The 12,055-nt window shown below is 57.6% G+C and carries 12 protein-coding genes; 9 read left to right on the top strand and 3 right to left on the bottom strand.

The window, feature by feature from the left end; all coding sequences use genetic code 11:
- Nucleotides 1-52 precede the first annotated feature (52 nt).
- A complete protein-coding gene (locus K3727_23260) occupies nucleotides 53-829 on the bottom strand; it encodes a transporter substrate-binding domain-containing protein (GenBank protein ID UWQ93728.1) in 777 nt (258 codons plus the stop codon).
- Between the two features lie 139 nt (nucleotides 830-968).
- On the opposite strand from K3727_23260, the gene K3727_23255 reads away from it, so the two are divergent.
- From K3727_23255 to K3727_23235, 5 genes are all read left to right on the top strand, one after another.
- Nucleotides 969-1,931 (top strand): LysR family transcriptional regulator, encoded by a 963-nt coding sequence (locus K3727_23255; GenBank protein ID UWQ93727.1) that lies wholly within the window; start codon nucleotides 969-971, stop codon nucleotides 1,929-1,931.
- 172 nt (nucleotides 1,932-2,103) lie between these two features.
- Nucleotides 2,104-2,349, top strand: a complete 246-nt coding sequence (locus tag K3727_23250) for a hypothetical protein (GenBank protein ID UWQ93726.1) — start codon at nucleotides 2,104-2,106, stop codon at nucleotides 2,347-2,349.
- A gap of 144 nt (nucleotides 2,350-2,493) precedes the next feature.
- On the top strand, nucleotides 2,494-3,759 hold the full coding sequence (locus K3727_23245) for an aminotransferase class V-fold PLP-dependent enzyme (protein ID UWQ93725.1): 1,266 nt from the start codon (nucleotides 2,494-2,496) through the stop codon (nucleotides 3,757-3,759).
- Between the two features lie 69 nt (nucleotides 3,760-3,828).
- Nucleotides 3,829-4,374, top strand: coding sequence for an amino acid synthesis family protein (locus K3727_23240; GenBank protein ID UWQ93724.1), 546 nt, complete (start codon nucleotides 3,829-3,831; stop codon nucleotides 4,372-4,374).
- Between the two features lie 11 nt (nucleotides 4,375-4,385).
- On the top strand, nucleotides 4,386-5,561 hold the full coding sequence (locus K3727_23235) for a M20/M25/M40 family metallo-hydrolase (GenBank protein ID UWQ93723.1): 1,176 nt from the start codon (nucleotides 4,386-4,388) through the stop codon (nucleotides 5,559-5,561).
- Nucleotides 5,562-5,638: 77 nt separating this feature from the next.
- Here the strand turns inward: K3727_23235 and K3727_23230 are convergent, their stop codons facing one another.
- Together K3727_23230 and K3727_23225 are read right to left on the bottom strand one after the other, a co-directional pair.
- Complete coding sequence (locus K3727_23230; GenBank protein UWQ93722.1) at nucleotides 5,639-6,529, bottom strand: LysR family transcriptional regulator; 891 nt, start codon at nucleotides 6,527-6,529, stop codon at nucleotides 5,639-5,641.
- 29 nt (nucleotides 6,530-6,558) lie between these two features.
- Nucleotides 6,559-7,407: a helix-turn-helix domain-containing protein gene (locus tag K3727_23225; protein ID UWQ93721.1), complete on the bottom strand. Its 849-nt coding sequence runs from the start codon at nucleotides 7,405-7,407 to the stop codon at nucleotides 6,559-6,561.
- 339 nt (nucleotides 7,408-7,746) lie between these two features.
- Between K3727_23225 and dctP the strand changes: the two genes are divergently transcribed.
- The 4 genes from dctP (at nucleotide 7,747) to K3727_23205 (ending at nucleotide 12,052) form a co-directional block, all read left to right on the top strand.
- A complete protein-coding gene (dctP, locus tag K3727_23220; protein UWQ93720.1) occupies nucleotides 7,747-8,751 on the top strand; it encodes a TRAP transporter substrate-binding protein DctP in 1,005 nt (334 codons plus the stop codon).
- Nucleotides 8,752-8,844: 93 nt separating this feature from the next.
- Entirely contained in the window at nucleotides 8,845-9,423 is a 579-nt protein-coding gene (locus K3727_23215; GenBank protein ID UWQ93719.1) for a TRAP transporter small permease subunit, read from the top strand.
- On the top strand, nucleotides 9,420-10,709 hold the full coding sequence (locus K3727_23210) for a TRAP transporter large permease (GenBank protein UWQ93718.1): 1,290 nt from the start codon (nucleotides 9,420-9,422) through the stop codon (nucleotides 10,707-10,709). Before K3727_23215 ends, K3727_23210 begins: the two co-directional genes overlap by 4 nt.
- A gap of 98 nt (nucleotides 10,710-10,807) precedes the next feature.
- Nucleotides 10,808-12,052, top strand: a complete 1,245-nt coding sequence (locus K3727_23205) for a sarcosine oxidase subunit beta family protein (protein ID UWQ93717.1) — start codon at nucleotides 10,808-10,810, stop codon at nucleotides 12,050-12,052.
- Nucleotides 12,053-12,055: the final 3 nt, after the last annotated feature.

Raw genomic sequence — 12,055 nt, 5'->3', positions numbered from 1 at the left:
TGACGTGACAGGTGGCTCTCCCGTCACCCGAGGGCGGCGGGAGAGGTCAGCTTTAGCGGATGTCCGCGCCGATCCATTTCTTGGCCAGCGCCAGATAAGTGCCGTCTTCCATCATGGAATCCAGTGCCTTTTGCATTTCGGCGGCCAGCGCCGGGTTGCCCTGGCGGATGGCGATACCTGCGCCAAAGGGTTCGGTGGTGGGGTCGGCAAACATCTCGAATTCCTGCCCCTTGGACGACATCGCCAGAATGGCGGCAATCGAATCGTTCACGATGGCGTCGACCCGACCGTTTTCCAGCTCCAGCAGCAGCTCGGGCAGGCCCTTGTAGGTGTTGACATCATAGCCCTTTTCGCGGGCCCAGTCTTCGTGGGTTTCACCCAGAGTCAGCCCGACCTTCTTGCCCGCCAGATCATCCAGGCTGGCGATGCCCGAGCCGGGTTTGGTAAAGATCGCGCGTTTGTCGGAGTAATAGGGGCCAACGAAATCAACGACCTCATCACGTTCGGCAGTGATGGTCATCGACCCGACGATGGCGTCGTATTTATTGGCCAGCAGACCGCCAATGATCCCGTCCCAGGCGGTGGTGACCACTTCGGCTTCCATCCCCATTCGTTTGGCGATTTCGGCCCCAACCGCCGGGTCGAACCCGACAACCTGGTTTTCATCATTCACAAAGTTGAACGGAGGGTAGGCCCCCGACATCGCGATCCGGATCACACCCGTTTCCTTAAGGCTATCCAGCTCTTCGGCAACGGCAGCGTTCAGCCCCAGAACCGCCATGCCGACTGCGGCGAATGCAGATTTCAGGATGGTACGGCGAACAGTCATCTTGTCTCTCTCCTGTTGATTTTTGCAGGGGATCAACGCCCTTGCAGAATATGCGGTTAGCCCCGCTCGACCTGAGCCTTGCATGACGATCTTGTATCGTGCAAATAAATATTACCCATTATCAATATAGATGTGATCTATGAGCTTACCGGAACAACAACGCTTTCCCTGGAACCTGGACTGGAACCTGTTGCGCACCTTCATGGTGGTGGTTGAACAGCGCGGCATTTCCAAGGCTGCGGATTTCCTGGGGTTGAAACAGCCTACTGTCTCTGCGGCGCTGAAACGTCTGGAACAGACCACCGGTCAAAGGCTTATCATCCGGAAACCAAATGAATTTTCCATCACCCGCCCGGGGCAGTCGCTGTATACCGAATGCGCCAAGATCTTTGGCTCGATTTCACAATTGCCGTCACTGCTCAACACAGAAAACGCCGAGCTGCGCGGACATATTTCCATCGTTACAACCAGCTCGGTTGTCTCGGAGCACTTTGATGACTTTCTCGATCGGTTTTCGACCGCACATCCCCATGTGACGTATTCCTTTTCAGTGCATGAAAGCGATGACGTCGAGACCATGATCTCGCAGAATCGCGCCAGTCTGGGCATTTGCCTGCTGACGAATCCGCCCCAGAATCTGGACACGATGGTGCTGTATCATGAATACTTTGGCCTCTACTGCGGCGCGCGCCACCCGCTGTTCGATGCCGATGGGATCGAGCCAAAGGATTTGGAGGGCGAACCTTTTGTCGCTTTTCAAACCGAAGCCGAGGGCGGCCCGCTTGAGGCCATCGCCCGATTGCGGGCCCGTCTTGGCCTGGCCAACAGCTGGCGTGGCATGTCGTCCAGCCTCCATGAAATCCGCCGGATGATCATGTCTAACGTAGGCATTGGTGCCCTGCCCGTTCACGTTGCCAAACACGATGTCGCCGCCGGCCACATCCGCCAGTTGCCGCCCTATGACAACCTGCCGATGGTATCGATCAATCTGGTCACCAACCCGGCGCGCCGCCGCTCCGACGCCGAAGCGACGTTTCTCACCGCCTGCCATGCTGAAATCAGCGCGATTGACATTCAGCAGCGCACATATGGCCGGGAATAAGTGATGTTGTTCCGTGCAAGGCATCTATGAGGTGCTCGTCACCTTTGCCTTCAGTCAGTAAGTGCTTGGCCAGTCCCACATCACCGGATGCGCCAAGGGTATGGTGCGCCCGCCCTATCTGCGGTTGGGAGAGTACAAGTTCATCCGCGACTACTAGTTCGGCGATTACTACATGGTGTTTGGCCTGCTGATCGCCTCGATCCTGTTTGCCCTAGACGTCGCACGGTTCCCCTTTGGCAAATCCCTGCGCGCCCTGCGCGACAATAATGATTCCGCCCGTGCCCGTGGTATCCCGGAACGTCGTCGCTCGACTTTGCCAATCCGCTTCTGCCGTCTCGCGGTATTCGATGCCTGGCTTGCCGCCACCCGAGCAGCTCGAAATTCAAGCATCGGGATTTCCTCGAAGACTGGGGGTTAACGTGACAACACCCCAGATCCTGTTCCTAATGAACGCAAGTCTTGACCAAATTTGCCTTGCCCTAGCTAAAGTTCTTTCGATTTGTGCAAGAAGCGCGCCTGCTGCAAGTTTGCAGGCAACGAAATTGCCTGAATGAGGCCTGCAATGACTACAAATCAGAACACTTTGTGCTTTCCTGAAACCGGAAAGCGCCGGGTTGAAATCCTGGACGAAATGGACGCCGCCCGCGCAGGAGATTGGGACTGGTTTTCGCTGAACAATCTAACCGCCTCGTACTATGGCGGCCCAGAGGTCGCCGAGGTTGCAAAGGAAGCTTTTGTCAAACACATCGGTGACAACGTGGTGCATCAGACCGGATTACACCCGTCGGTCCGCAAATATGAAACCGATGTCATTGCCATGGTAAAAGACCTGTTCAATGCGCCAGAAAACGCCGCTGCCACGATTACCACAGGCGGCTCCGAAAGTATTGTTTTGGCGCTGAAAACCGCGCGTGACCGGGCACGGGATCAGAAGGGGATCATCAGCCCGAATATCATCGTGCCGCAATCGGCCTATGCGGTGTTCAACAAACTGTCGCATTTCCTGGGCATCGACGTGATCCAGATGCAAGAGAGCCCGGACTATCGCGCCGATGTGGCCGGGATGGAAGCGGCGATCAACGAAAATACCATCATGCTGGTGGGCTCCTGCCCCCCGTTCCCGCTGGGCGTGGTCGACCCGATCGCCGAGATTGCCGGGCTGGCCCAGAAACATGATCTGTGGATGCATGTGGATGCCTGCATCGGTGGTTTTATGTTGCCCTTTGCCAGGGAACTGGGCGAAGACGTGCCGGATTTCGATTTCCAGGTGCCGGGCGTGACCTCGATGTCGGCAGATTTCCACAAATATGGCTATGGCTATCGCGGCTGCTCTATCCTGGTGTTGCGGGATGAGGCGCTGGTGAAATGGCAAGGCTTTGCTGCCAACAACTGGAATGCGGGCGACTACTACTCCAAAAATACCGCTGGTTCGCGCAACTCTGGACCAATTGCGTCGGCTTGGGCTGTGTTCAACTTCCTTGGTCGCGACGGCTTCCATCGGGTCACTGCGGATATCATCAAAGGCCGCAAAGCTTTCTGCAAGGGCATTGAAGCCATCGAAGGTCTGGAGATCCTAGGCACGCCACAGGGGCCGCATTTCGCCTTCAAGGCAGAAGACCTGAACATTCTGGCGGTGGCTGATGGTCTGATGGCCAAAGGCTGGGCGATCAACATTGGCAGCAAGCCGGACGCGATCCTGCTGATGCTCAGTTGCCATCATTACCAGATTGCCGACACCTTTCTGGCGGATCTGCGCGACGTGGTCGATGCGGTCAAGCAAGGCAGCCTGAAGGCGCGGGGCGACGAAGAGGTTTATGGCATATATTGATGCCATAAGCCTGCGGGGGCGGGCTGTTTCTTGACCACCCCCGCAGGTATTTTGCGAAAGGAGAATACCATGAAACTGCGCAAGATTGCGGTCTACTGCGAAACCGTGTTTGAAGAGGCCGGACAGGCCTCTCCTGCTCCGGTCACCCGCGTCGCCGCTTGCGGAATTATCGCAAACCCCTTTGCCGGGCGGTTTGAAGCCGATCTGAACCCGCTGTTCGATATAGGCGAAACCCTGGGGGAACAGCTGATGCAGGCTGCGCTGCCGTATCTGCCGGGCGTGGCGGTGTCTTATGGCAAGGCGGCCATTGTTGGTGTCAACGGCGACATCGAACACGGCCATGCGCTGTTGCACCCCAAGCTGGGCAAGGTGATGCGGGCACCTATTGGCGGCGGCAAAGCTCTAATTCCATCAGCGGCGAAGCTGGCTGTTGCGGGCACTGCGTTGGACGTTCCGCTGGGGCACAAGGATGACCTCTGGTCGTTTGATCACTTTGACGCAATGACGGTCAGCGTGGCGGACAGCCCACGCCCTGACGAGATCATGATGGTGCTGGCGTTGGCCGACGGTGGCCGCCTGAATGCTCGGGTGGGCAAGGCCCGGGCGGCGGTGTGACGAAAGATCTGATGATGCATGAAACTCCCGATGTAACACGGCTGACGAATACGCTGATTGAGCTGATCCGGATCCAAAGCGTGAATCCGTTTGACGACACACCCACAGAGGGCCACCGCGAGCAGGAGTTGGCCGAAGATCTGCTGGCCCGTTTCCACGTGCTGGGGCTGGAGACCGGATGGCGCGAAGTTGCGCCGGGACGCCCCAATATCTGGGGGCGGCTGAAAGGAACCGGTGGCGGCCCAACCATCATGCTGGCCGCGCATATGGATACCGTTGGCGTCGAAGGGTATGGCGATGCCTTTGAAGCGCGGCTGGTGGACGGCAAAGTGACAGGGCGCGGGTCCTGCGACATGAAGGGGGCCTTTGCCTGCTATCTGGAGGTGATCCGGATGCTGCAGGCCAGCGGAACCGAACTGCCGGGTGATCTGATCATTGCCGGTATTTCGGACGAGGAGCATTTGCTGACGGGTTCGGCAGAGATGGGCCGTAATGGCCCCCGCGCCGACTTTGGCATCATCGGCGAGCCTTCAAAGCTGGCGATCTGCCCGTCGCACAAGGGCCAACTGGGAGCGATGATCCGGACCTATGGACGGGCCACTCATTCCTCGGGCCCCGAAAACGGTGTCAACGCGGTTGAGCATATGGGGAAAGTGATCGGGCATCTGTCAGGCCTGAACGCTGAATTGCAGCAAAACCCCGCGCCGCACCCGCTGTGCGGTACAGGCCGGTTTTCGATGAATGTGATCCGTGGCGGCGCGTTTGTTTCAGGCATCCCGGACTATTGCGAAATGGAGGTAGACCGTCGGTTTTTACCGGGCGAAGAGCCGGAGGACATCCTGGAAGACTATCGCCGCCGTCTGCGGGAGCTGAAGAAAACACTACCGGACCTGAAAGCCGAAGTCTCGGGTCCGACCCTCTTGGCCCCCGCACTCAACGTGCCTCGGGACTCTGCCATAGTGGCCTCGCTGACAGAAGCGGCCCGTGAGGTGTTGGGGCGGGAGCCGGAGGTCACTGCTTTTCCAGGCGGGACTGATGCGCCCAACTTGGGTTTTCCTTGCGTGATTTGCGGCCCCGGTGATCTGGCACAGGCACACAGCACCGACGAGTACATCCAAGTGCAGCAGCTGGTTCAGGCCAGCAGCATCTATCTGGGCACAGTGCTGAAGATGAACGGCTTGGGCTGAAATCGCACAAAAAGAGTCGCGCCTTCCCTTGGGGAGGGCCGAACCATGACCTGCGACGCAGGGGGACAGATGACTTGTTACTTGTCCATTGCTTGTGTTGCCTCTGCGAGCCATTCCCAAAATGCCGCGACGCCCGGCTTCCGAAGAATCTCGTTTGTCGTCAATGCGAAATAGCTTTTTCGGCTGGGTATCTCCAAGTCGAAGGGTTTCACCAATTGACCGCTCTTCAGCTCTTTTTCCAGCAAACCGGTGTGTCCGATGGCGATACCACCGCCTTCCCGCACCGTCTGGATCATCGCGGAATACAGACTGAATCCAAGGCTATTCTGCAAGTCGCGACCACCCGCGGCCTCGAGCCATGTTGTCCAGTCGTCATCCCAATAGAGATCGTAAAGAGCCGGGATCTTTTGCACATCCTCCATCGTCATTCCCGCTGGAAAACTCTCTAAAAGCTGAGGCGCGCAAACCGGCGTCAGGGTTTCCGACATGATACGGATCGACGGGTATTGCGGCGGTGGAATCTCGCCATGCCAGACGACCACATCCAGGTTTCCAGAGCGAAAGTCAGGTTCGACCATGTCAGCAATCAGCTCTGCCCGCACGTCTGGATGATCAGAAAAGAACGCCTGTACCAACGGTCTTACCAGTCGTTCGCTTACAACATGCAACGCGGCGATGCGGATTGGCTGTGCGCGGTGTTGCGCCTTGAAGAGTTGGGTTTCCCTGGTCAAATCATCCAGCAAGCGCTCCACAATCCGCAGGTATTCTTTGCCCGCCTCATTCAGCTCGACTCCGCGCGGGCGACGCTGGAACAGCTCCACGCCCAGCTCCATCTCCAGTTTCTTGACTTGATGGGCGATGGCCGCTGCGGTCAGGTTGAGCTCATTTGAAGCCTTGGAAAAACTGGAATGGCGGGCGGCGGCCTCAAAGGCACGCAGGGAGTAAAGCGGGGGCAGGCGGCGGCGCATGTCTGTCTCTTTTCTTTTTCTGCGGAGAGTCAGTTGTCGATCTGACCGAGCCGTTTGCGGCTTTGGCGGAATTCGTTGGGCGGCAGGCTATAAGTTTTGTGGAACCAGCGGTTGAAATGGGCGGAGTCGGCGAAGCCACACTCATAGGCAATCTGCGCGATTGAACGGTTGGTGTTCAAGAGTAACCAGTGACTGCTGGCCAGTCGTATGTTGCGGAACACGACGGCGGGGCTTTCGCCCGCCTGCTCGCGAAAGGCCCGGGTCAGGTTGCGGGTGCTGATCCCCATCAGCCCGGCCAGCTCCGAGACCTGTAGCGGCGTGGAGACATGCCCTTCCATCAGCGCGACCGCCTTCTCGACCCGCCAGTCACCGCAGTCGGTGAGATTGGCATAGGGCATATGGGCAGAGGTGTTGGAGATATGTTTGGGGTCGATCATCAGCTGCCGTATCGCTTTTTGCGCCCGCGCCTTGCCGCAATGTTTGCCAATCAGATGCAGGATCAGATCCAGAGCGCGCGCGCCGCCGGGGCAAGTGATAACATCCCCGAGGTCGATGAACGGCTGGTCCAGCACGGGGCGAACCGCAGGAAAATTTTCTTCCAGGTCGGTCTTGTGATGAAAATGCATGGCGCACTCCCGCGCATCCAGCAAACCAAGCTGGGCCAACAGCATTACGCCGGTATCAATTCCGACCAGCGGGGTGCCTTGCGCATGCATCCGCTGCAGGTAGTCCCGGGTTTCAGGGGGTGCCATCAAGGCGGCAGGCATCAGGCCAGCAAACACCAAGAGGTAATCAAATTTGGCCTGAGGGTTAAAAATTTCAGTGGGCAGGATTTCAAAGCCACAACTGGCCCGGATCGGGGTCTTGTCTTTGGACAACAGGCTCCACTGACAGTAAATTTGACGACTAAAGTCCATTTTATCGGCAGCATGACGCAAACATTCAACAACGCATGTCAGGGGCATCATGGTGAATTGATTCAGTGGAACCAGGCCAATCCTCAGGTCAGGTTCGCTTGGATAGGCGGTGTTGCTGAACATCTAAGACCAAATCCTGTTTTCCCTTGTCCGATTCATACAACGAATGCGTCCTGATGTTCAATACAAAGTGGGAGCACTTTGGAAGTCTATGCCAACGGTGAATCAGCAGGTTCGCCGGATGGGAGGAGGCCCGCGCTGCTGCAAAACAGCCGGGCACGAAACAGAGGAACTTCTAAGATGACATTCAAGAAATCCGTCATGAGCGCCCTGCTTGCAGGCACAGTCGCAGCCGTGTCTGCGTTGCCTGCAATGGCCGCTGATCTGCGCCTGAAATTCGCCGGTACCTTTCCGGTCGAACATCAAGGTTCAAAAATGATGGAACAGATCAAAGCCGAGATTGAAGCCGCAGATGTCGGCCTGAAAATCTCGCTGTTTCCCGCCAACCAGCTTGGTTCCGGCGAGGAGCTTCTGGAAGACGCAATCCGGGGCAACGTTGATCTGGTCTATGGTTTTGTCTACGCCCACAAAGATCCGGCGTTTGAGATCAACTCGCTGCCATTCCTGGTGTCGGACAACGCCGACGTCGAACGCATCTACATGAACCGCGAGAGCGCCTATAACCAGATTTTCCGTGAGCGTCTGGATAATATCGGCATCCACCTGCTGGCCAACAACGCCGAAGGTTTCATCGGCATCGTAGCTGACAAGAAGCCCACCGATTGGGCGGGCACCGGAACCAAGGATATGAACATCCGCGTGTGGTCCTCGAATGTCGCCAAGGCGACCACTGAATCGCTGGGGTTCAACACCACCACTATGAATTGGGCAGAAGTGTTCCCGGCAATCCAGTCAGGCGTGGTTGACGGTGCCATCTGCTGCACCGCACAGCTGACCTACACCACTTTTGCGGTGTCCGATGTTGGCAAATACTTCATCCCCTACGGTGCGTTCATCGAAGGTTCGACCTACTACGCTTCGAACCGCACATGGGACAAAATGAACGAAGAGCAGCAGGCCGTGGTTTCTTCAGCTTTTGAAAAGGCCTCAGCCGAGTTCACCCAGTGGAATCTGGACAACGACGATGCCTTCCGCGCCAAGCTGCTGGACTCCGGTTATGAAATTCTGGACCCAACCGCCGAAGAAAAGGCTGCGATGGTTGCCCATGTGCGTGAAAACGTCTGGCCACAAGTTGGCGAGATCGTGGGCCAGGACATCCTCGACCGTTTGTTGGCTGACAAATAAGCCCTCCTCCCGGCCGGGCGGTGGCACGGTGTAAACCGGCTGCCGCCCGTTTTTTTCCGCTGGTGCGGAATCTCTACCAAGAAGGGGAGAGACATGCCTGAGCTTGTCGACAAACTTCCGAATGCCATCGCAGGGCCCGTCCGGGTCGCGCTGGCCATCAAAAACTTCATCATCGTCGTTGCTTCGCTGATCATGGCCCTGACCTTTGGCTTTGTCGTGGTCGCCCGCTACGGGTTCAGCGCGGACCTGTTTGCCTATGAAGAATGGCTGATGGTGATCTGCTTCTGGATGTTCTTCATGGCCTCGGCCATGGGGACATACGACAAAAGCCACGTGAACGCCGATCTGCTCGGCTTTGTCATCAAGGACCCACGCAAACTGTGGCTGCGCAATGTGATCATCGAGTTCATCGAAGTGCTGATCACCTTTGCCATCATCTATTGGGCCTTTCTGATGATCGCGGACGAGATCAGCTATTACCCGAACTGGCAGACCACCATTGCTCTGCATATCCCGTTTCTGGTGCCGCGCATCGGCATCTTCTTCGGCTTCATACTGATGGCGGTCTACTCAATCCTGCATCTGTACGTTCTGCTGAAAACCGGTGCGCCGGACACCCGCGAAGACAATCAGCTGATCCCGCGTCAAAGCGCGAGAGGACCCAACAAATGATCATCGGTATTTCCATTCTCATCATCTGTACTCTCTTGCTGGTTGGCGTCTCGGTGCCACTGTCTTTTGGCGGCGTACTGGTGTTCCTGTGGCTGTTTGGCGGCCATGATGTTGCGGGCTATCTGCCTTCGGGCCACTGGAAAATGAATTCGGTCGTGCTGCTGGCCATTCCGTTGTTCATCATGGCTGGCGCAGTCATGGAAAAGGGCAAGATCGCCGGACCATTGGTCAATCTGGCCGAGCTGTTCGTGGGTCACATTCGCGGAGGTTTGACTGCGGCGGCTGTTGTGGCCTCGGCAATCTTCGGGGCCATCTCCGGGTCGGGCGCGGCAACGTTGACCTGCATCGGTGGTATCATGATGCCGCACCTGCGCGAGGCCAAGTATCCACAGGGCATGTCGGCGGCGCTGATCGTGGCCGCAAGCCCCCTGGGTCTGTTGATCCCACCGTCAGCGGCGCAGATCCTCTATGCGTGGGTAACCCAGCAGTCGGTTCTGAAGTGCTTTCTCTCCACCGTGGTGCCGGGCATCATCCTGGTGACGCTTTTGTGCATCGTGAACTTTTTTATGCTGCGCAAGAACCAGGACATTGTACTGACCGACCGGCCCAAGCACTTCCTGCGCGAATGGCGCAAGCGTTCAGCGATTGCCATGCCCGCATTCCTGATGCCCGCCATCATCTTGGGTGGCATCTATGGCGGCATCATGACCCCGACCGAAGCGGCAGGCGTGGCTGTGCTCTATGCCATCCCAATCGGAATCTACATCTACAAGGGTTTGACCTGGCGCACGTTGCTGCTGACCCTTCGTCAGTCCGGTGTGACCATCGGTGTTGTTATGGCGATGATCTTTATGGTGCTGATCGTGTCACGTTTTCTGATCTTCGAAGACATTCCGACACTGGCCAAGGAACTGGTCTATTCGGTCAGTGAAAACCCGATCATCATCCTCTTGATGGTAAACATCGTGATGATCCTGATCGGGATGCTGATGGATGATATCTCGGGCCTGCTGCTTTCGGCGCCGCTGCTGCTGCCGATCGTCACTTCGGTGGGCATGGATCCGGTGCATTTTGCCGCTGTTCTCGGTGTGAACCTCGGGATGGCGAACATTACGCCGCCGACTGCGCCACTGCTCTATCTGGGTGCGCGGGTCACCGGCACGCCGGTGAATACCATGCTGAAGCCTATTCTGGTCTTCATCGCGTTTGCCTGGCTGCCGACGCTGATCATCACCACATATGTGCCTGATGTGGCGCTGTGGTTGCCGACGCTGATTTTCGGCTGACGCCCTTCGCTGGGGTCGCAAACCCCGGCCATGTTCAAGAAAACCTCCTTGCCGCCCCGGATGGCCGGGGCAGCAAGACCAACCAAGAGACTCATAAAATGCAACGATATTCACTCCTGAATATCCTGGGCAAAAGCCTAGGGTATCATAAGGGCTGGCAGCGCGCATGGCGCGATCCCGACCCCAAACCGGCCTATGATGTGATCATCATCGGTGGCGGCGGCCACGGTCTGGCGACCGCGTATTATCTGGCCAAGGAACACGGCATCACCAATGTCGCGATCCTGGAAAAGGGCTGGATCGGCGGCGGCAACACCGGGCGGAACACCACCGTGGTGCGCTCCAATTACCTGTGGGACGACAGCTCGGCCATTTACGAGCATTCAATGAAGCTCTGGGAAGGGCTGACCCAGGAGCTGAACTATAACCTGATGTTCTCCCAGCGCGGTCTGTGCTTTCTGGCACATTCCGAGCATGAGATGCAGGAGATCCAACGTCGTGGCAATGCGATCCACCTAAACGGGATCGAGAACGAATTTCTGAGCCCCGGTCAGGTCAAAGAAATGATCCCCGAGATCAACATCAACTGCCGCTATCCCGTGATGGGCGCGCTGCTGCAAAAACGTGCAGGCACCGCCCGACATGATGCGGTGGCCTGGGGCTATGCCCGCGCCGCTGACAGCCTGGGTGTCGATATCATCCAGAACTGTGAAGTCACCGGTTTCGACATTCAGGGTGGAAAAGTCATGGGGGTGAAAACCACCCGCGGCAATATCCGGTCGAACCGCGTTGGCGTGGTGGCAGCTGGCCATACCTCGGTCGTGATGCAAAAGGCGGGCGTGGACATGCCGCTGGAATCGGTACCGCTGCAGGCACTGGTCTCAGAGCCGATCAAACCCGTCATCGACTGCGTGCTGATGTCCAACGGCATCCACGTCTATGTCAGCCAATCCGACAAGGGCGAGCTGGTGGTGGGCGCAGGGACCGACCCTCAGAACTCCTATTCGCAGCGCGGCGGGCTGGATGCCGTCGACCATGTGATTGGCCCGCTGATCGAGCTGATGCCGATTTTCTCGCGGCTCAGGATGATGCGGCAATGGGCCGGGATCGTGGATATTTCGCCCGACCGGTCACCCATCATCAGCCACACCGGTGTTGACGGTCTGTATGTCAATTCCGGCTGGGGCACTGGCGGCTTCAAGGCGACACCGGGATCGGGCAACGTGTTTGCTGCCAGTCTCGCCAAGGACGAATTGCATCCCATCGCCAAACCCTTCTCGCTTGACCGCTTCACCTCGGGCCGCCTGGTCGACGAGGCCGCGGCGGCTGCAGCTGCGCACTAAGGA

Source organism: Rhodobacteraceae bacterium M382, assembly GCA_025141015.1.
Lineage (GTDB): Bacteria > Pseudomonadota > Alphaproteobacteria > Rhodobacterales > Rhodobacteraceae > Aliisedimentitalea > Aliisedimentitalea scapharcae.
Note: the sequence above shows the minus strand (reverse complement) of the source record. Positions and strands in the feature narration are given on the sequence as shown.